17 protein-coding genes are annotated in these 19,022 nt (G+C 70.4%); 5 read left to right on the plus strand and 12 right to left on the minus strand.

The features are described 5' to 3' along the window. The first annotated feature begins 372 nt into the window (after window positions 1-372). Complete coding sequence (locus tag ACIBK1_RS21205; RefSeq protein WP_396737096.1) at window positions 373-1,662, plus strand: D-alanyl-D-alanine carboxypeptidase family protein; 1,290 nt, start codon at window positions 373-375, stop codon at window positions 1,660-1,662. Here the strand turns inward: ACIBK1_RS21205 and ACIBK1_RS21210 are convergent. Beyond that, on the minus strand, window positions 1,659-2,519 hold the full coding sequence (locus ACIBK1_RS21210) for an SDR family oxidoreductase (protein ID WP_396737099.1): 861 nt from the start codon (window positions 2,517-2,519) through the stop codon (window positions 1,659-1,661). The genes ACIBK1_RS21205 and ACIBK1_RS21210 overlap by 4 nt on opposite strands. Before the next feature lie 122 nt (window positions 2,520-2,641). Here ACIBK1_RS21210 and ACIBK1_RS21215 point away from each other — a divergent pair, with 122 nt between their 5' ends. Continuing rightward, a complete protein-coding gene (locus ACIBK1_RS21215; protein ID WP_396737102.1) occupies window positions 2,642-3,247 on the plus strand; it encodes a TetR/AcrR family transcriptional regulator in 606 nt (201 codons plus the stop codon). Between the two features lie 15 nt (window positions 3,248-3,262). Here the strand turns inward: ACIBK1_RS21215 and ACIBK1_RS21220 are convergent, their stop codons facing one another. The 3 genes from ACIBK1_RS21220 to ACIBK1_RS21230 form a co-directional block, all read right to left on the minus strand. Further along, window positions 3,263-4,225, minus strand: a complete 963-nt coding sequence (locus tag ACIBK1_RS21220) for a YihY/virulence factor BrkB family protein (RefSeq protein WP_396737105.1) — start codon at window positions 4,223-4,225, stop codon at window positions 3,263-3,265. 114 nt (window positions 4,226-4,339) lie between these two features. After that, a complete protein-coding gene (trpS, locus tag ACIBK1_RS21225) occupies window positions 4,340-5,353 on the minus strand; it encodes a tryptophan--tRNA ligase (RefSeq protein WP_030508456.1) in 1,014 nt (337 codons plus the stop codon). Between the two features lie 205 nt (window positions 5,354-5,558). Continuing rightward, window positions 5,559-6,878, minus strand: coding sequence for a hemolysin family protein (locus ACIBK1_RS21230; protein ID WP_081903585.1), 1,320 nt, complete (start codon window positions 6,876-6,878; stop codon window positions 5,559-5,561). Between the two features lie 158 nt (window positions 6,879-7,036). Between ACIBK1_RS21230 and galE the strand changes: the two genes are divergently transcribed. Further along, the gene (gene galE / locus ACIBK1_RS21235) at window positions 7,037-7,990 is read left to right on the plus strand and encodes a UDP-glucose 4-epimerase GalE (RefSeq protein ID WP_030508454.1); all 954 of its coding nucleotides are present in this window, start codon (window positions 7,037-7,039) and stop codon (window positions 7,988-7,990) included. Between the two features lie 135 nt (window positions 7,991-8,125). Here galE and ACIBK1_RS21240 read toward each other — a convergent pair whose 3' ends face one another. Both ACIBK1_RS21240 and ACIBK1_RS21245 read right to left on the minus strand, forming a co-directional pair. Continuing rightward, window positions 8,126-8,872, minus strand: coding sequence for a CARDB domain-containing protein (locus ACIBK1_RS21240; RefSeq protein ID WP_030508453.1), 747 nt, complete (start codon window positions 8,870-8,872; stop codon window positions 8,126-8,128). Window positions 8,873-9,085: 213 nt separating this feature from the next. Continuing rightward, the gene (locus ACIBK1_RS21245; RefSeq protein WP_231513909.1) at window positions 9,086-10,513 is read right to left on the minus strand and encodes an MDR family MFS transporter; all 1,428 of its coding nucleotides are present in this window, start codon (window positions 10,511-10,513) and stop codon (window positions 9,086-9,088) included. A 56-nt stretch (window positions 10,514-10,569) separates the two neighbouring features. On the opposite strand from ACIBK1_RS21245, the gene ACIBK1_RS21250 reads away from it, so the two are divergent. Beyond that, window positions 10,570-11,106, plus strand: a complete 537-nt coding sequence (locus tag ACIBK1_RS21250) for a PadR family transcriptional regulator (protein WP_030508451.1) — start codon at window positions 10,570-10,572, stop codon at window positions 11,104-11,106. A gap of 78 nt (window positions 11,107-11,184) precedes the next feature. Here the strand turns inward: ACIBK1_RS21250 and ACIBK1_RS21255 are convergent, their stop codons facing one another. From ACIBK1_RS21255 to ACIBK1_RS21270, 4 genes are all read right to left on the minus strand, one after another. Beyond that, complete coding sequence (locus ACIBK1_RS21255) at window positions 11,185-13,602, minus strand: serine/threonine-protein kinase (RefSeq protein WP_396737110.1); 2,418 nt, start codon at window positions 13,600-13,602, stop codon at window positions 11,185-11,187. A 313-nt stretch (window positions 13,603-13,915) separates the two neighbouring features. Beyond that, on the minus strand, window positions 13,916-15,133 hold the full coding sequence (locus tag ACIBK1_RS21260; protein WP_030508449.1) for an NADP-dependent isocitrate dehydrogenase: 1,218 nt from the start codon (window positions 15,131-15,133) through the stop codon (window positions 13,916-13,918). Between the two features lie 107 nt (window positions 15,134-15,240). Next, on the minus strand, window positions 15,241-15,525 hold the full coding sequence (locus ACIBK1_RS21265; protein ID WP_030508448.1) for a DUF3017 domain-containing protein: 285 nt from the start codon (window positions 15,523-15,525) through the stop codon (window positions 15,241-15,243). A gap of 45 nt (window positions 15,526-15,570) precedes the next feature. Continuing rightward, complete coding sequence (locus ACIBK1_RS21270; protein ID WP_396725085.1) at window positions 15,571-16,692, minus strand: citrate/2-methylcitrate synthase; 1,122 nt, start codon at window positions 16,690-16,692, stop codon at window positions 15,571-15,573. A 181-nt stretch (window positions 16,693-16,873) separates the two neighbouring features. Here ACIBK1_RS21270 and ACIBK1_RS21275 point away from each other — a divergent pair, with 181 nt between their 5' ends. Next, window positions 16,874-17,530, plus strand: a complete 657-nt coding sequence (locus ACIBK1_RS21275; protein ID WP_030508446.1) for an FHA domain-containing protein — start codon at window positions 16,874-16,876, stop codon at window positions 17,528-17,530. Window positions 17,531-17,729: 199 nt separating this feature from the next. Here ACIBK1_RS21275 and ACIBK1_RS21280 read toward each other — a convergent pair whose 3' ends face one another. Continuing rightward, the gene (locus ACIBK1_RS21280) at window positions 17,730-18,197 is read right to left on the minus strand and encodes a hypothetical protein (protein WP_030508445.1); all 468 of its coding nucleotides are present in this window, start codon (window positions 18,195-18,197) and stop codon (window positions 17,730-17,732) included. Window positions 18,198-18,447: 250 nt separating this feature from the next. Beyond that, entirely contained in the window at window positions 18,448-19,017 is a 570-nt protein-coding gene (locus ACIBK1_RS21285) for a hypothetical protein (protein WP_396737114.1), read from the minus strand. Window positions 19,018-19,022: the final 5 nt, after the last annotated feature.

Genomic DNA, 19,022 nt, shown 5'->3' on the forward strand with positions numbered 1-19,022 from the left:
CGGTAATCAGATCACCACAGTACTGGAAGGCGCCGACAGCACCAGAGACAGGAAGCGCGGAATCACCGGTCAGCAACAACAGGCCTTCTTCCCGCGCGACTTCGATGGACGTGACCTCCTGGTATCTGGACCAGACCAGCCGGCCTGCAGCCGGGACGGCCGCCCGCAGTCCCCGCACCACGCGGTGGCCGAGGTCACAAACCCCACCGGAGGCGTCGCGCACCTGACGATTCACACAATCATCATGAACGCACCGTCCATCCAAGCCACCGGTGAAAGGCAGCCGCGATGAGCCCAGAGAGAACACCAGACAGGGACGGCATTCCCCCGTCGCCAAAAGACGACGGTCCCCTTGCCGAGGTTCTGTTGGGGATGAACCTGCGGGCTCTCGCCGCGACCGTGACGACGGTGGGAGTGCTGACGACGGCGCTGCTCGGCGCCCCTCCCGCCGCGGGCGCGCCGGCCGCGCCCGGCCTGGCGCCGTGGGAGACCGGCGCGGCCGCGGCCGGCGCCACGGTGGCCGAAACCGCGATGGCCGGAACCGGCAGGGGAAACGGCACCGTGGGCGGAGATCTGCTCGCCGGCCACGGAATCGTCCGGCCCGCCGGGATCAACCCCCCGCCCAAGACCGAGGCCAGCGCGTACGTCGTGGCCGACGCCGACACCGGCGCGGTGCTCGCGGCCAAGGACCCGCACGGGCACTACCTGCCCGCGAGCACGCTCAAGACGCTGACAGCCGTCACGCTGATCCCCAGGCTCGACAAGAACCGCAAGATCAAGCCGAGCGAGGAAGCCTGCAACGTGGAGGGCAGCGCCGTCGGCATCGTTCCCGAGCCGATCTACAAGGTCGACGACCTCATGCGGGCGCTGCTCATGGTCTCCGGCAACGACGCGGCGATCGCGCTCGCCGAGGCCAACGGCGGCGTGAAGAAGACGCTCGCCGACATGAACAAGGAGGCGCGCAAGCTCCAGGCGTACGACACGGTGGCCAAGACGCCGAACGGCCTGGACGCCCCGGGCCAGCGCAGCTCGGCGTACGACCTCGCCCTGATCGCGCGGGCCGGGCTGGCGATCCCGGACTTCCGCGAATACATCAGCACGAAGGTCGCCAAGTTCCCCGCGCCCAAGGAAGACCCGAAGAAGAAAAAGAAGAAGAAGCGCGGTGACGACTCCGAGGCCAGTGAGTCTCCCGCGCCCGCCTACTACGAGATGGCCAACCACAACCGGCTCCTCGGACGCTACAAGGGCATGCTCGGCATCAAGAACGGCTGGACGTCCAAGGCTCTGGGCAGCTTCGTGGGCGCCGCCCGGCGTGACGGCCACACCATCCTCGTCGTGATCATGCATCACCCCGGCGGTTTCTGGGACGAGGTCGCCAAGCTGCTCGACTGGGGCTTCGCCGCGAGGAGCAAGGCGGCCCCCGTGGGCCAGTTGGTCGGCCCGGCGCCCGACCCCAAGCCCTCCTCCTCCCCCCTGGCCGTACGGCCCTCGCCGACGCCGGGCGCGGCCGACGCGGGGGCGGCCAAGGCACGCGGAGAGGACCCGGCCTCCACGGGCGCGACCACCCCCCTGCTGATCGGCGGCGGCGTCCTCGTGCTCCTCGCCCTCGGCGCGTACGGCCTGCGCCGGCGCCGCAGAACGCCCGGCGACTCCTCCGGCTAGCGGGCAGGAGGGGCGGGGATGGCGTGCTCGGCGGCGCGGCTGACCTCCTCCCAGCGTGCCCACGTCTCCATGCGCCGGCGGGAGACGTCGAAGGCCAGGTCGTAGGCCGTGCCACCCAGCAGCAGCCGTAGCGGGGGCTCGTCGCTGCCGACGAGCGTCAGCACGGCCTCGGCGGCCAGCCGGGGATCGCTGTCCACCGACCCCTCGGCCCACTGCTTCTCCAGCTCGGCCCGCAGAGGGGCGTAGCCCGGGATCGGCGTGGTCGCGGTCATGCTCGTGTACAGGTCGGTCCAGTAGCCGCCGGGCTCGACGATGGTGACCTTCACCCCGAACCGCGCGGCCTCCATCGCCAGGGCCTCGCTCATGCCCTCCAACGCGAACTTGCTCGCGCTGTACAGCCCGGTGGTGGGGAAGCCCCCGAGCGCTCCGATGCTGGAGATCTGCACGATGTGACCCGCCCCCTGAGCACGCAGGCAGGGCAGGACGGCCTGGCTGACCCACAGCGCGCCGAAGAAGTTGGTCTCCATCTGGGCCCGGGCCTCGGCCTCGGTGAACTCCTCGATCATCCCCATGGACATGATCCCGGCGTTGTTCACCACGACGTCGAGCCGGCCGAAGCGCTCGGTCGCCCGGTCGACCGCGGCGTGGACCGCCGCGCGGTCGGTGACGTCCAGAGGGAGCACGAGCAGCCTGTCCTCGTGTCCGGCGGCCAGGCCCTCCAGCGGCGCCACGGTCCTGGTCGCGGCGACCACCCGGTCGCCGTTGTCGAGCGCGGCCCTGGTGAACGCCCGGCCGAGCCCCCGCCCCGCACCGGTGATGAACCAGACCCGTCCCGAAGCGGCGGTCGTCGTACGCATGGACACTCCATTCGCTTACCTCAATGAAACGAGACGTATCGTCTCGATTGGCCAATCATGGCGTCGCTCCGAACCCTTGTCAAGACGGATCGTCTCGTCTCGTTTTTGGTAGGTTCGGCGGCATGACGGCACAGCACGGCACGACTCCCGGCACGAAGCGCCGCAGCGAGACCTCACGGCGGGCCATCCTCACCGCGGCGTTCGAGCTCGTCGGCGAGGTCGGCTACGCGAAGCTGAGCATCGAGGGGATCGCCGCCCGGGCCGGGGTCGGCAAGCAGACCATCTACCGCTGGTGGCCCTCCAAGGGGGCGGTGCTCTTCGACGCGTTCCTCATGCTCTCCGAGGGGGAGGACGATTCGGCGGCCCTGCCCGACACCGGCGACCTGGAAGCCGACCTCAAGGCGGTCCTGCGCGCGACGGTCGCCGAGCTGAACGACCCGCGATACGACGAGCCGATGCGCGCGCTCAACACGGAGATCCTGCACGACCCCGCGCTCGCCGCCGCGTACGCGGAACGGCTCGACGGGCCGATGAAGGAGCTGAAGAGGCAGCGGCTGCGCAGCGCGCAGCGGGCCGGGCAGCTGTCCGGCGACCTGGACCTCGACGTCGCGATCGAGATGCTGTGGGGACCGCTGCTCAACCGATGGCTCCAGCGCGGCGGCCCGCTCACCCCCGAGTACGCCGACACGGTCGTGGAGACCGCGCTCCACGGGTTGCGCCCCCGTTAGGGGCGCGTCGGTAGGTCAGGCGGGGCCGGTCGTGGGCGTGATCGCGGGCGACGGCAGCGGGGTGGGCTCGGGCGGCGGGCCGAGCGTGGCCGTCGCCGTCCACGCGGCAGCGTAGAGGATCACCCGGGCCGACAGATTGATCCACAGCAGCAGCCCCACGACCACCGCGAACGTGCCGTACACCGGGTTGCGCAGGGTGAAGGACAGGATCAGCGCCGCGAGCTGCTTCAGCACGCCGAAGCCGACCGCGCCCAGCAGCGCGCCCTTGAGCACGACGAGGAACGGCTGCGGCGGCTTGGCCAGCCAGCCGAGGATGACCAGGAAGAGCAGCAGGTCGGCGACGAGGCTCGCGGCGATCCCGGCGAACCAGACACCGAAGCCGGCCAGTGGCGAGGAGCCAAGGCCGAGCCATCCCGCGACCGTGCTCGTGGCCCCGGTGGCGAACCCGCTCGCGATCACCGAGACCAGCATGGCCAGTCCCATCAGCACGAGCGCGACGAGGTCGCGGAGCTTGCCGACGAAGTAGTTGAGCGGCGGCGCGCAGGTCATCCAGACGGTGCGCAGGGCCTCACGCAGGGCGTTCATCGCGCCGAGCCCGGCGTACAGGAGGCCGAGCAGGCCGATGACCCCGGCCCGGGCCCGGGCGCCGGCGAGCTGGTCGATGTGGAGCTGCCCGGCGAGCCCGGGAAGCTGGCTGTTGATCGCCTCGGTGAGCGTGGCGAGCGCGTCCGGGCGGACCGTCACGACATACCCGAACAGGGCGAACGCCAGCGCGATCAGCGGGAAGAACGACAGGAACGCGAAGTAGGTGATGGCGCCGGCCAGCCGGTCCCCCGTCTGCACCTGGTAGCGCTGCACGGTCCGGAGGAGGTGGTCGAACCAGGGAAAGCGGATCCGGTCACGCTCGATCCGCATCCGGCCCCACGCCCTGACCTCGTCGACCCGCCGCGTGACCTGGCCGACCATCGCCATTCCCATCGGCATTGTGTACCCGGAGGAGGCGTCTCGATGCGTGCGGCGACCGCGGCCCGGGGCGGGGCCGCGGCCTCAGGCGTGGTCTCGGACGCGGCTCAGGCGTGGCTCAGGCGTGGCTCAGTCGAAGTGCGGCGTGGGAAGCAGGCCCAGGCGCTCGCGGACCTGCTCCATCGTCTCGCGGGCCACCGCGCGGGCCTTGGCGGCGCCCGCGACCAGCAACCGGTCGAGCTCGGCCTCGTCGGCCAGCAGCTTCTCCGTACGCTCCCGGATCGGGGAGAACGTCTCGATGACGGCCTCGGCGACCTCCTTCTTGAAGGCGCCGTAACCCTGCCCGGCGAACCGCGTCTCCAGCTCCGGGATCGGCGTGCCGGTCAGCGCGGACAGGATCCGCAGCAGGTTGGTGACGCCCGGCTTGTTCTCCTCGTCGGCGACGACCTCGCTGCCGGTGTCGGTCACCGCGCGCATGACCTTCTTGCGCAGGACGTTCGGCTCTTCCAGCACGTCGAGGATGCCCTGCGGGCTCGACGACGACTTGGACATCTTGGCGATCGGGTCCTGGAGGTCGGTGATCTTCTCGACCTCCTTGAGGATGTAGGGGCTCGGCACCTTGAACGTCTGGCCGTAGCGGCTGTTGAAGCGCTGCGCGAGGTCGCGGCTGAGCTCCAGGTGCTGCTTCTGGTCCACCCCGACCGGCACCTGGTCGGCCTGGTAGATCAGGATGTCGGCCGCCTGGAGGATCGGGTAGGTGAACAGGCCCACGCTGGCCGAGCTCTCGCCGTACCGCGCGGACTTGTCCTTGAACTGCGTCATCCGCCCGGCCTCGCCCATGCCGGTCTGGCAGATCAGATACCAGGCGAGCTCGCTGTGCTCGCGCACGTGGCTCTGCGCGAAGACCGCGGCGCGCTCCGGGTCGAGCCCCGCGCCGAACAGCTGGGCGGCGGCGATCCTGGTGCGCCGGCGCAGCTCCTCGGGCTTGGGCGCGACGGTCAGCGCGTGCAGGTCGGCGATGAAGAAGAAGGCCTCATGGGTGTCCTGCAGCGCGACGTACTGACGGATGGCGCCGAGGTAGTTGCCCAGGTGGAACGAGTCGGCGGTGGGCTGGATACCGGACAGGACGCGAGCAAGAGCCATACCGCAATTCTGTCAGGCGTCGCGGGCTGCCCGCGACAGACGCGGCCATGGCGCGGGCGCCGTCCCCGCCGGGGGACGCCTCCCTCTGGCGCGGCCGTGTGAAGCGCCGCATCGGCCCCCCACACCGGCCCCGCATCGGTCCCCGCACCGCCCGTCGCTCAGCCGATCGCCTGCCCAGCCGCTTGCCTGCTCAGCCGGTCGCCGCTCAGCCGGCCGCCGCGGGCGCCGCGTCTTCGGGAGGAGTGCGGGTGACGCGGACGCGGGAGACGCGGCGGCCGTCCATCTCCGTCACGGTCAGCTTCACGCCCGGCGCCTCGGCGATCTCACCGCGCTGGGGCAGGTGGCCGAGGAAGGCCATGACGTATCCGCCCAGGGTCTCGTACGGCCCGGTGGGCAGCCGCACACCCGTCTGGGTGTGGAACTCGTCCAGGTTGACCAGCCCCTCGACCTCCACGTCCCCGGCGATCACGCGTACGGCGTCGCCGCTCTCGTCGTACTCGTCGCGGATGTCGCCCACGAGCTCCTCGACGAGATCCTCCAGTGTCACGATGCCGTCGGTGCCGCCGTACTCGTCCACCACGATGGCGAGGTGGTGGCCCTCGTCGCGCATCTCCGCGAGCGTGGCCAGGACCCGCTTGCTCGCGGGCACGAGCTTGACCGGGCGGATCGGCACGACCTCGCTGATCGGGTCGAGCCGCCCGGTGCGTACCGGGTCGAGCAGGTCCCGCACGTGGACGAACCCGATGACGTCGTCGTAGGTGTCGCGGTAGACGGGGAACCGGGAGTGCGGCATGGCCGCGGCGAGCACGGCGGCCTCGGCGAGCGGGGTGTCCGCCGCCATGAACTCGACCTCCGTGCGGGGCAGCATGACCTCCCTCAGCTGCCGCTTGCCCGCCGCGAACACCTCGGCGATCACGTCGCGCTCGTCCTGGGTGAGCTCCGAGTGGCCCACCACCATGTCGCGCAGCTCCTCGGTGGTCATGGCCGCCCTGTCGGCGGACGGGTTGCCGCCGAGCAGCCGTACGACGCCGTTGGTCGACTTGGACAGCAGCCAGATCACCGGCCTCGACAGCGTGGCGATCCGGTCGAGCAGCGGGGCGGTCACGAGCGACAGGCTCTCCGCCCGCTGCCGGCCGAGCCGCTTGGGCGCCAGCTCGCCGAGCACCAGGGTCACGTACGAGATGGCCAGCGTGACGGCCACGAACGCGACGGGCGCGGCCACGCTCGGCCGCAGGCCCCACTGCTGCAGGACAGGGGCGAACCGCGGGCCCAGCGCGTCCGCGCCGAGCGCGGCCGACAGCACGGTCGCCACGGTCACCCCGACCTGGATGGCGGACAGGAAGCGGTTGGGGTCGCGGGCGAGCTTCTGGACCCGCGCGCCGCGGCGTCCCTCGTCACGGCTCAGGCGGCGGATCTGGCTCTCCCGCAGCGAGACCATCGCCATCTCGGCCGCGGCGAAGAATCCGCCGATCACGATGAATATCAGGACCAGGGCGATGGTCACCGCGACGTTGCTCAACGTCATCAGTCCGTTCGGGTGTCAGGCAGGCCAGGCCGGTCGTCGCAATCTCCTGCGGCTTGCTGAGATTGCGGTACTGGTGGCATTTAACCCGCTCCTCCTGGGAACCGCGTAAGCTAGGCCCTGGACGTACATAATCAAACAAGTTTGAACAGGAGCAAACAGTGAAGCTGCTGGTTACTGGTGGAGCCGGGTACATCGGCAGTGTCGTGGCGGCGCAACTCCTGGAGGAGGGGCACGAGGTCACGGTGCTCGACGACCTGTCGACCGGGCACGCCGACGCCGTGCCGCCGGGAGCGGCCTTCGTGCAGGCGTCGATCACCGAGGCGGGCGGGGTGCTGTCCGAAGGGTTCGACGCCGTGCTCCACTTCGCGGCCAAGTCTCTGGTGGGCGAGTCGGTGGAGAAGCCGGGGCTGTACTGGTCGCACAATCTCGGCGGCACGCTCGCGCTGCTCGACGCCATGCGGCAGGCCGGGGTGAACCGGATCGTGTTCTCCTCCACCGCCGCCACGTACGGCGAGCCGGAGCGCACGCCCATCCTGGAGACCGACCCGACCCGCCCGGGCAACCCCTACGGCGCGTCCAAGCTCGCCGTGGACACCGCGCTCACCGCCTTCGCCGGGCTGTATGGCCTGGGCGCGGTCAGCCTGCGCTACTTCAACGTGGCCGGAGCGTACGGCGAGTTCCGCGAGCGGCACACGGTCGAGACCCATCTGATCCCCAACATCCTGAAGGTCGCCCTCGGCGAGCGCGAGTCGGTCAGCGTCTTCGGCACCGACTACCCCACTCCGGACGGCACCTGCGTCCGCGACTACGTCCACGTCGCCGACCTCGCCCGCGCGCACCTGCTCGCCCTGGACGCCTGCACACCCGGCGAGCACCGGATCTACAACCTCGGCAGCGGCACGGGCTTCTCGGTCAAGGAGGTCGTGGACGTCTGCCGCGAGGTGACCGGGCACCCCATCCCGACCACCGTCGCGCCGCGCCGTCCCGGTGATCCGGCCGTGCTGGTGGCGTCGTCGGAGAAGATCCAGCGCGAGCTGGGCTGGAAGCCGGCCCACGCGTCGCTGCGGGACATGGTCGCCGACGCCTGGACCGCCTCCACGACCCCCGCCTGAACCCGACGCCCGCCTGCACACAAGGCTGCTTGGCACTCGATGTCCGCCGTCAACGAAGACCGGCCTGAACCCGCTGCTCCGCCGATCTGCGGTGTCCGGGCCGGCCGCCGACCCGGCTGACGGCCCGTCGCCGGGTCAGGCGCGGCGCAGGGCCACCCGTACGCTCGCCTTGTTGTTGGCCGGGCGGCGGTCGCCGTAGCGGCGCGAGTAGACGGTGGCCATCGTCGCCACGGCGTGCGAGGCCCGGGACGGCACCCGGAACACGAGTTCGATCAGCCCCCGCGACCCCGACCTGATCGGCGGCAGCGAGCACCCCACGAACTGGCGGTTTCCCCGGCAGCGCCCGCCTCGCGCGGACAGCAGCCGGGCCTCGCGCGGCTGGAAGAACACGTAGGCGTCCCGCACGACGCGCGGCCCCCGGTTGCGCACCTCCGCGCGTATGGAGAACCAGTGGCCCGGGCGGATGAACCTGGTCGAGGAGCGGAACCGCATCGCCAGGTCGGCCCCCTCGTCGACCCGGGTCACCGCCTCGGCCGTGTTGTCGGCCTCGTCCTTGTCGAGCACCTCGGACGTCAGGTCGGCCCGCGCCCGCAGCGGGCCGTGCGCGCCCGGCGCGATCACTCCGGTGATCGTCATGTCGCCCGAGCCGCCGGGCAGGACATCGTCGGACGAGTGGCAGACGACCCGGTTGCGCGCCTTGCCGGGCTCGCACTCGGCCACGCCCACGTTGACGATCCTGAAGTCCTTCGGCAGCGCGACCCGCAGCGTCGGCAGCACGGCGTCCCCCGGGCCCTTGTTGTGCACGGTGACGTGGTAGGTCAACGGCTGCCCCGGCTGCGCCACCTTCGGTGAGGCGGTGATGCCGACCGCGAGGTCGGTCATGCCCCAATGATCCTTGACCGGCGCCGGCCGGGGTGGCTCCCCGGAGAAGGCGAGTGCCGGATGCGGCGCTCCGGCGACGAACACACAGACCAAACCCGTGACGACCCTACGACCCACTGCCGCTCCCCCGAACGCTTGAGATCAATTCAACCGTGTCGGACGGGCCCCGCGCACCGTCCGACACGCCGCTCGGAGCACCGCTGACGTGCCGTCTCACGCCGCGACGAGGTCCTGCTGCGGCGCGGGCCTGTCGAGCCGCACCCCACCCCGCGGCAACAGGGCGAGCGCGAGGAGGGCGACGACCGCGCCCACGACCCCCAGCCAGGGGATGACGGTCGCGGTCGCGGCGGCGTGGGCGGCGGGCAGGCCGTGCACGGGCGCCTCCCGCGTCACCACGGACGCGTACGCCGTGCCCGCGACGGCCAGCGCGACCGAGCCACCGATCTGCCGGAAGAACGTCAGGTTCGCACTGGCCGTGCCGATGTACCGGGGCGGCACGGAGGTCTGGATCGCCACGGTGAGGCCGGACAGCATGGGCCCCATGCCGAGCCCGATCAGCGCCATCCACACGACGAGCAGCGGAGTCGAGGTGCCGGCCTCGAGGTTCGCGCACAGAGCCGTGCCCGCGACGAGGAAGACCGGCGCGATCACCAGCCAGGGCTTGTAGCGGCGTGTGCGCGAGATGAGGGCGCCGGTGACCGCGCTGCCCACGACCATCGCCAGCATCAGCGGATAGATGTGCAGCCCGGAGGAGGTCGCGCTGAGGCCGTGCGCCTCCTGGAAGTAGCGCGGCAGGAAGACCACCCCGGCGTACATGCAGAACGCCGTGAAGAACGACGCGACGTTGACCAGCGAGTACGTGCCGTTGGCGAACAGGTGGAGCGGCACGATCGGCTCCGCGGCCCGCCGCTCGACGAGGACGAACACCACGAGCAGCGCGAGCGCGGCGCCGATCGGCCCGGCCACCGGCCCGCTCGTCCAGGTGTGGCCGTCGATCCCCTTCTCGGTCAGGCCGACGAGCAGGGCGCTGATCGCGGCGCTGAACACGGCGATGCCCAGATAGTCGGGCCGTGCCCCACCGTGCCCCGGCCGATACGGCAGCCGCCACACGATGATGGCCACGAGGACGGCGCCGATCGGGACGTTCACGTAGAAGGCCCAGCGCCAGCTCGCGTGGTCGGTGAACAGGCCGCCGAGGAACGGCCCGGCGATGTAGCTCAGCGCCATGACGCCGCCCAGGGCGCCCTGCACTCGTCCGCTGCGCTCCGGCGGGAACAGGTCGATCACCAGCGCCAGCGACAGCGGCAGCAGCGCGCCCGCGCCGAGCCCCTGCACGCCGCGGAAGGCGATGAGCTGCCCCATGCTCTGCGCCGCCCCGGACAGGATCGAGCCGAGCAGGAACAGCACCACCCCGACCAGCAGAAGCGGCTTTCGCCCGTACGCGTCGGAGAGCCGGCCGTACAGCGGGACCGTGACGGTCGAGGTGAGGAGGTAGGCGGTCACCACCCAGGTGTAGAGGCCGGAGCCGCCCAGCTCGGTGGTGATCGTCGGCAGCGCGGTGCCGACGATCGTCTGGTCGAGCATCGCCAGGAACATGCCGCCGAGCACGGCGAACAGGAGGAGTCCGTTTCTGGATCGCATATGTCGAAGGTGACATGTAGCGAATGACATGTCAATCCATAGGTATAGTGAGGGGCATGTCCCTGCGCATCGCCCTTCTCGGTCTGCTGACGGCGTACGGCTCGGCGAGCGGCTACGACCTGACCAAAGGGTTCGAGAAGTCGGTGGCCCACGTCTGGCAGGCGGGGCACAGCCAGATCTATCCCGAGCTGGCGAAGATGACCGCCGACGGGCTGGTCACGGTGGAGGCGGAGGGCGCGCGGGGCCGGAAGATCTACTCGATCACGTCGGAGGGCCGCGCGGAGCTGCGCGCCTGGTTGATCGGGCACGACCCCACGGGCCCGGCGCGTAGCGAGGTCGCGCTGCAGGCGTTCCTGCTCCCGCTGCTCGAACACCGCGAGGCGCTCGACGTGCTGGAGCGGCTGAAGACGTACGCGGAACGCAAGCTGGCCGAACTGGAGGCCCTCTGGGCGGCCAAACACGCCTCTCCCGTCCCGGAGGGCGCGTCCGGGGTCAGGTTCGGCGACCTCGCCCTCGATCTCGGCATCCGGCAGTCCCGCACCACCGTGCAGTGGACGAAGGACGCGATCGCTCAGCTCGAACGCCAGGCCTGACCCATCCTGATCCACGGCCGGGGACGGGCGGCAGCGTCAGCCGCGGCCGGGCTCAGTGACAGGGCTCAGTAACACGGCTCAGTTGCAGGCGAGCTTGGGCGGCGCGTCCCGTTCGGGATCGAAGTCGACGTTGCCGAAGTGCTTGCGCAGCAGGTCACGCATCGTGCCGTCGCCGTACATGCGGCTGATCGCGTCATCCACGGCCCGGCAGGTGCGCACGTCGTTCCTGGGCAGGCCGACGGAGTAGCGCTGGTCGGCCAGCCGCAGGCCGAGCACCGACAGCTTGAGGCTCGCCACCCGGTTGGCGAAGCCGGCGATGATGAGGTCGTCCCCCGGGACGGCGTCCACCTTGCCGTATGTCAGCAGATCCATGCACTCGGCGTAGTTGCCCGCCCGGACCTGCTCGACGTCCACCTTGCCGGCGACGAGCCGGGCGGTGCCGCTCCCGGCGGGCGCGCACATCCGGCGCCCGGCCAGATCTTCCAGCTTTTTGATCCGCGAGCCGGAGAGCACCAGCAGGTCGGTGTGGGCCGTGTAATACGGCCCGGCGAAGGTGACCGCGTCGTCGCGGTTGTCGTCATAGGAGTAGGTCGCCACGACCATGTCCACGGTGTGATCGGTCAGCGCGCGCACCCGGTCGTTGACGCCGACCCGGCGGAAGGTGATCCCGCTCGCCGGAACCTTCATGCTCCTGGCGATGGACGTCGCCACATCCACGTCGAACCCGCTGAACCCGCTCGCCTGCTCCAGGCCGACCCCCGGCACGTCCCACCGCACGCCGATCGTCAGCCGCTTGGTCCGCTGCGCCTTCTCGTACACCGATGCGTACGTCGGGCTCGGCCGCGGCGTGACCTCGCCGGTGCCGCCGTCATCGGTCGCGCCGCCGAAGGCGAAGCCGGTCTTGGCGGCGATCAACGCGCCCCCGGCGGCCAGGACGGCGAGCACGGCTGCGAGCGCGCCGACGAGCCCCCTCCCACGACGCCGCACCCGGCCGGTCGTGTCCGGATCCATCCCAGGCAGCCCGGTTCCAGTCAACGCGGTGGCCTGCGACCCGCCACCGCCCGGCGCGGTCCCAACCGACCCGATTCCAGCCGGCCCGATTCCAGGCAGCCCGGTCCCATGCGAGCCGCCACCGCCCGACCACATCTCAGCCGGCCCGGTCCCGCCCGGCACGGGCTCCACCGGCCCGGGTGTGGCCTCGGATCCCCCCGCCCCGGGCCGTACGGCGCCGGGACCGCCGGGACCCGCACCCTCGCGCGGGACGCCGCCGAATCTGAGGTCGGTGGGGACGGAGGACGACAGGACGGACCGGAACGCCTCGGTCGGCACGTCGCTCTCGGGGTGGCCGCCTGTGCCGGCGCCACTCCCGGCCCCCGCGCCGGTTCCGGCTCCCGTGCCAGTTCCAGCCCCCATGCCGGCTCCGGTCCGCGTACCGGCTCCGGCACCCACGCCGCTCCCGGTCCTCTCGCCCGCTCCGGTCCGCGTGCCGTCCCCGGCCCCCGCACCAGTTCCGGTCCGCATGCCGGATCCGGTCCGCATGCCGCTCGCGGGCAGCGGACGCGCGCCGCCCGTCGTCAGGGCACGGTGCGGAGCCGTGCGTGCGAGGCGCGTGGCGTCCGGGTCGGCCGCGTGCGCGGCCCCCTCGGACAGCACGACCGCCGACGCGTCGTCCGACACCGCGCGGCCCAGCAGGCGCAGCAGGATCTGGTCGGCCGCCGGGCGCTCGTCCGGCGACTTGCGCAGGCACGCCCGGACCACTCCGCCGAGCGGCTCGGGAAGCATCCCGGTGTCGATGTCGTGGTTGAGGATGCGGTTGAGCACGACCGCGATCGAGTTGCCGCCGAACACGACGTCGCCGGTCGCGGCGTACGCGATCGTGGAGGCCCAGGAGAACACATCGGCCGGGGGCCCGACCGTGTCGCCGGAGATCTGCTCGGGCGCCATGTAGGCGGGTGTGCCGATCGCCCGGCTGGTGATCGTGGCGGTCGAGTCGAGGATGCGGGCGATGCCGAAGTCCACCACCCGCGGGCCGTCCACGGCCAGCAGCACGTTGTCGGGCTTGAAGTCGCGGTGGACGATGCCCGCCTGGTGGATCGCGGTGAGCGCGGTGGCCGTGCCGACCGCCAGCCGCTCCAGGCCCGAGCCGGTCAGCGGCCCGTTCTCCTCGACGGTCTCGCGCAGCGACCGCCCGTCGATGAACTCGCTCGCGATGTAGGGCGTGTCGCCCTCCAGGTCTGCTGCCAGGACCCGGGCGGTGCAGAAGCTCGCCACGCGCTGGGCGGCGCGCAGTTCCCGGGCGAAGCGGGACCTGGCCGTCGTGTCGCCGGAGAACTTGACGTGCAGCAGCTTGACCGCGGCACGCTCGCCGGCCTGGTCCTGGCCGAAGTAGACCACGCCCTGCCCGCCCTCGCCGAGACGGCCGGACAGCACGAAGGGACCGAGCCTGGTCGGATCCCCCGGTTGCAACGGCGCGATCTGCGGCATCCCGTTCCCCACGATTCGGCAAAGTACCGGCCCAGCAGAACTTTACGGCCCCGGTGCGACGGTTCCGCGGCTCGATACCGCGCCGTGACGTCAGGAAACCGTGACAAAGCAGCGAGCGGTCCCTACCTCCGAGTGACGGGAAAGGGCCGCCCGGAAGTCTCGGACGACCCTGGGTGTGATCGCCCGGCACTCCGGGCCGCCACGCCCTCGCACTCGGCGCGCCGTCTCCCGGGCCCTGCGACGTCTCACGGCCCGCAGACGGGCCGGAAGAGCGGACGGGCCTCTGCCACGGCGGTGAAACCGCAGGCAGAGGCCCCCGTTCCGGCTACAGCGCCATCTTCTTCTTGAGGTTCTCGTCGAGCGCCGCGAGGAAGTCCTGCGTGGTCAGCCACTCGGCGTCGCCGCCGACCAGGAGCGCGAGGTCCTTGGTCATCTGGCCGCCCTCGACGGTCTCGACGCAGACCTGCTCCAGCTTCTCGGCGAAGTCGATGACCTCGGGCTGGTTGTCGAGCTTGCCGCGGTGCTGCAGGCCGCGGGTCCACGCGAAGATCGAGGCGATCGGGTTGGTGGAGGTCGGCTTGCCCTGCTGGTGCTGGCGGTAGTGACGGGTCACCGTGCCGTGCGCCGCCTCGGCCTCGACCGTGCGGCCGTCGGGGGTCATGAGCACGCTGGTCATGAGGCCGAGCGAGCCGAAGCCCTGCGCCACCGTGTCCGACTGGACGTCGCCGTCGTAGTTCTTGCAGGCCCAGACGTACCCGCCCTCCCACTTCAGGGAGGCGGCCACCATGTCGTCGATCAGGCGGTGCTCGTAGGTGATCCCGGCGGCCTCGAAGTCGGCCTTGAACTCGGTCTCGTAGACCTCGGCGAAGATGTCCTTGAACCGGCCGTCGTACGCCTTGAGGATCGTGTTCTTGGTCGACAGGTAGACCGGGTAGCCGCGGTTGAGGCCGTACCGCATGGAGGCGCGGGCGAAGTCGCGGATCGACTCGTCCAGGTTGTACATCGCCAGGGCGACGCCCGAGCCGGGGAAGTCGAAGACGTTGAGCTCGATCGGCTCGCTGCCGTCCTTCGGCGTGAACGTCAGCGTCAGCGTGCCCTCGCCGGGGATCTTCAGGTCGGTGGCGCGGTACTGGTCGCCGAAGGCGTGACGGCCAACGACGATCGGCTTGGTCCAGCCGGGGACGAGCCGCGGGATGTTCGACATGATGATCGGCTCGCGGAAGATGACACCGCCGAGGATGTTGCGGATCGTCCCGTTCGGGGACTTCCACATCTTCTTCAGGCCGAACTCCTCGACGCGGGCCTCGTCCGGCGTGATCGTCGCGCACTTCACGCCCACGCCGTACTGCTTGATGGCGTTGGCGGCGTCGATCGTGACCTGGTCGTCGGTGGCGTCGCGGTGCTCAATGCCGAGGTCGTAGTACTTCAGGTCGACGTCGAGGTAGGGAAGGATCAGCTGGTCCTTGATGAACTGCCAGATGATCCGGGTCATCTCGTCGCCGTCGAGCTCGACGACCGGGCCCGCTACCTTGATCTTGGGCATGCGTGGGGTTCCCCTTCTGAATTAACTGGCCAGCACGTCCTTTTTGAGGCTCACTGGCCGTTGAGGCTATCGGACGGGTGTGGTAAGTCCGCGACGAGGTCGTGTTCCTACGAGTCGTGCAGCCGCAACAGCATGAGCAGCGAGCCGACGAAGAGCGCCGCGCCGAACGCCGCCAGCGTGAGCGCGTCCATCCGTTTGCTGCGGACCGCGAGCGCACCCGCCCGCCGTTCGGAGACCGTCACCCGGACCAGGGATCCGGCGAGAAAGCCACATCCCATGATCGCACCACCCACGGGCACCGACACACCCAGGCCGATCACACCCAGCCCGGCGGCCGCACCCGCCACCACCAGCAGGTACGGCCCCCAGGCCGTACTCTCGCTCGTTCTCACGTCTCTCCCATGCCTGCAACTGCGGTCCCGGCGCGTCCCTCGCTGTCACCGCTCGTCGATGGGCACCCACTTCTGGTCGCGCTCGCCGATGTACTCGCTGTCCGGCCGGATCAGCCGGTTGTCGGCGTGCTGCTCGATCACATGGGCGGTCCACCCGGACATCCGGCTGACCGAGAACACGGGCGTGAACAGGTCCGTGGGGATGCCGAGGTAGTGGTAGACGGTCGCCGCGTAGAAGTCCACGTTCGGATACAGGTGCTTGTCCGCGAAGACGACCTCCTCCATCTCCCGCGACATCCGGTAGTAGGTGTCGTCGCCCGAGGCCTCGGCCAGCTCCTGCGACATCCGCCGCAGGTGCGTCGCCCGGGGGTCCTCGGTCTTGTAGACGCGGTGCCCGAAGCCCATGATCTTCTCGCCCGCCGCCAGCTTGTCCCGTACGGCCTGTGCGACGCCACGCGGGTCCAGCGCTTCCAGCGTACGCATGACCTGCTCGTTCGCCCCACCGTGGAGGGGGCCTTTGAGCGTGCCGATGGCGGCGACGATCGCCGAGTGCATGTCGGACAGCGTTGCGGCGCACACGCGGGCGGCGAACGTGGACGCGTTCATCGTGTGGTCGGCGTGCAGCACCAGGCAGGTGTCGAAGATCTCGACCTCGCGCCGCTCGGGACGGCGGCCGGTGATCTGCAGCAGGAAGTTCGCTGCCGTGCTCAGCTCGGGGTCGGGCGCCGGAATGTCCACTCCCGTCCTGGCCGCGTGGTAGCGGGCGACGAGGATCGGCTGCTGCGCGGTGAGCCTGGCGGCCTTGCGGCGGTTGGCGTCGGCGGAGTTGGAGTCCTTGTCCGGGTCGTCGGCCCCGGCCAGCGAGACCAGGGTGCGCAGCGCCTCCATGGGCGCCTGCCTGCCGGCGATCTCGGCGACGTTGCTCTCGACGAGCGTGCCCAGGGTGCGGCCTTCGGCCAGCTCCGCGCCGTAGTCCGCGAGCTGCCGTCGGGTCGGCAGCGTGCCGCGCTGGAGCAGGTGGGCCACCTCTTCGAAGGTGGCGTGGCCGGCCAGATCGTGGATGTCGTATCCCCGATAGAAGAGACGGCCGGCCTGGCCGTCGATGTCGCTGAGCGCGGTGGACGCGGCCACGACATCGGCGAGGCCTTTGGTGGGCTTGTCCGCCATAAGTGTTTCCTCCACTTATCTCCGCCCGAAGTCTACCCGTGAGCAGGTAAAGCGCCCCTCAAAGGTCCAGACCAATTTCAGGATTGATTCTGCTCCTGGCAAAGGCGATTCCCCCTCGCCACGGGTGGGTAAGCCGCAGCTATAGGGAAAGTAACGGCGGGCTACCTGGGGAGGAACTGCCGTGGAGGGGCCGTTCATACGGATCGAGGACAGCGGCGAGGTGGTGCCGCTGCGCCCCGACGTCACCACGATCGGCCGCGGCCGAGGCGTGGACATCCGGCTGACGGATCCGAGCGTGTCACGGCTGCACGCCGAATTCGTCCGTCGCGGGCCCTACCTGTACGTCGTGGACCTGGGCCTGTCTCGCAACGGCACCCGGGTGAACGGCAGGCCGATCGCCAGGAGGGTGCTGGACGACGGCGACGTCGTCTCCTTCGGGGCCGCCCGGGCCCGGGTCGGTGGGATCCCGCGGGAGGACCTCGCCCCCGAGGTCGAGCTGCGCCGCGCCGCCGCGCCGGAGCTTACCCGCCGGGAGGTCGACGTCCTCACCTCGCTGTGCCGTCCGGCGCTGTCCGACGAGGCGTTCGTGGCGCCCGCGACGGCCCGGGAGATCGCCGACGACCTCGTGGTCACCGAGGCTGCGGTCAAGCAGCATCTGCTGCGGCTTTACCAGAAGTTCCGCATCCCGGAGGGCACCAACCGGCGCACCCGGCTCGCCAACGAGGTCGTCGCCCTCGGCCTGGTGCGGCCCACGCCGGTCGTGCCGCCACAGCGGGCGACCGGACCGGCCGAGCCGGAACCCCAGCCTCGCACCAGCGCGGGCCGCCGGGCCTCCTGAACCAGCGGCACACCGGCCGCCGGGGGCGGAAGCCATTCCACCCCCGGCAGCCAGTGGAGCGTTCCCAACGGCCCGTGGCCGGCGTCCCTCCTTGACACGAGGAGCACGGCGCGGAGCGCGATGAGCGGGCGCACAGCGCTCAGGACATGCCGAGCCACAGCTTCGGCTGCCGGGCCGTTCCGCACGGACGAGCGCGACGTCAGACATCGCCGTGCCCCGGGTACAGGTACGACAGGACGCCGAAGACTGCCGTCTGCGTGAGGGTCAGCCCAGTCCTGTCGGCGCCTTGCAGGACAAGGGCCAGTGCGAGGTCGATGGAATCGGCGGCCGACAGTACGGTCACTCCGACCGTAGATCTGCCGAAGCGATTGCGCTGACGCACGAGCGGGCCGCGTTCGGCGTCACGCAGTTCTTCCTCTCCCGTGCCGATCCGAAGGTATGCGTAGTCACGGTCTCCCAGCCCTATGCGGATGCCACGGCCCTTCTTGCCGAGAGAGCGCCGATTCCACGTGAGGGTCGCCTGGAGCCCGCCCACCCTGAGCCGTGTCCGCTCATCGATGAGGATGAGACCCTGCTTCAACTCGTCCGGATGAGAGACCGACGCCTCAGGCAGCCCTGGTGCGGCGAGCGTGGCCTGCCGGGGAACCGCCCCCACGGTGACGGTCACTTCTCCCTATTGCCCGGCCGTACCGGTCAGGGAGAGGTATGTGCGCTGCCGCTCGGCGGAGCGCGAGGGCATGCGCCGTACGAGATTGAAATCGAACCCGTGCACGTCGTTCACCGTTTCGTCGAAGCGGCCAGTCGATCGAGGCTGGGGAGGAGCTCGGTGATCAGCTCCCAAACGCGCGGCATCTCGATGGCCGACAAGCGCTGCGACTTCTCCGGCAACTGCTAACAGCGCCAACCTCGCAACGGCGCTACATGTTGCCTTGCCCGTTGTTGAACACCGACATAATGCCGGAAACGATCATTCCCGGCACGGTCAGCTGGGTGGTGTCGGTAGCCAGCAAAAGCATGGCCAGGGCCAGGTCGGTGCCATCGGCTGGCGGCAGGACGACCATGACGGCCCTCGATTCGCGAAAGGGGCCGCGCCGCCGCGTGACCGCACCTCGTTCGCTGTCCCGCAGTTCCTCCTCTCCAGAGTCCAGGCGGAGGTAGGTGTATCGGCGATCATCCAGGCTGATGCCAAGCCCACGTCCTTCCTTACGCAAGGCGCGCCGATTCTGAGTGACAGTGGCAGTCACTCCCCCGACAGCCAGTCGCGTCCGGACATCGACGGCGATGAGCCCTTCCGCGGGATTGTCAGGATGAGAGATGGAGCCGTCCGGCAGCCCCTCCGCGAGGAGCGTGGCTTCTTCGGGATAGGTGGTGATTTTCAAAGACACCTCCCCATACGGCCCCGCCGTGCCGGTCAGAAGCAGGAAGGTGGTCTTCCGTTCGGATCGAGAAGGCTTCTGCGGCACAAGCTCGAAGGTGAAACCCGACATGGCAC

This window comes from Microbispora rosea (genome assembly GCF_044460045.1).
Lineage (GTDB): Bacteria > Actinomycetota > Actinomycetes > Streptosporangiales > Streptosporangiaceae > Microbispora > Microbispora rosea.

What these genes read in the sequence shown, in the direction of transcription:
- ACIBK1_RS21205 (WP_396737096.1), top strand. Translation starts at nt 373, where the DNA reads ATGAACCTGCGGGCTCTCGCCGCGACCGTGACGACGGTGGGAGTGCTG.
- ACIBK1_RS21210 (WP_396737099.1), bottom strand. Translation starts at nt 2,519, where the DNA reads ATGCGTACGACGACCGCCGCTTCGGGACGGGTCTGGTTCATCACCGGT.
- ACIBK1_RS21215 (WP_396737102.1), top strand. Translation starts at nt 2,642, where the DNA reads ATGACGGCACAGCACGGCACGACTCCCGGCACGAAGCGCCGCAGCGAG.
- ACIBK1_RS21220 (WP_396737105.1), bottom strand. Translation starts at nt 4,225, where the DNA reads ATGGGAATGGCGATGGTCGGCCAGGTCACGCGGCGGGTCGACGAGGTC.
- trpS (WP_030508456.1), bottom strand. Translation starts at nt 5,353, where the DNA reads ATGGCTCTTGCTCGCGTCCTGTCCGGTATCCAGCCCACCGCCGACTCG.
- ACIBK1_RS21230 (WP_081903585.1), bottom strand. Translation starts at nt 6,878, where the DNA reads ATGACGTTGAGCAACGTCGCGGTGACCATCGCCCTGGTCCTGATATTC.
- ACIBK1_RS21240 (WP_030508453.1), bottom strand. Translation starts at nt 8,872, where the DNA reads ATGACCGACCTCGCGGTCGGCATCACCGCCTCACCGAAGGTGGCGCAG.
- ACIBK1_RS21245 (WP_231513909.1), bottom strand. Translation starts at nt 10,513, where the DNA reads ATGCGATCCAGAAACGGACTCCTCCTGTTCGCCGTGCTCGGCGGCATG.
- ACIBK1_RS21250 (WP_030508451.1), top strand. Translation starts at nt 10,570, where the DNA reads ATGTCCCTGCGCATCGCCCTTCTCGGTCTGCTGACGGCGTACGGCTCG.
- ACIBK1_RS21260 (WP_030508449.1), bottom strand. Translation starts at nt 15,133, where the DNA reads ATGCCCAAGATCAAGGTAGCGGGCCCGGTCGTCGAGCTCGACGGCGAC.
- ACIBK1_RS21270 (WP_396725085.1), bottom strand. Translation starts at nt 16,692, where the DNA reads ATGGCGGACAAGCCCACCAAAGGCCTCGCCGATGTCGTGGCCGCGTCC.
- ACIBK1_RS21285 (WP_396737114.1), bottom strand. Translation starts at nt 19,017, where the DNA reads ATGTCGGGTTTCACCTTCGAGCTTGTGCCGCAGAAGCCTTCTCGATCC.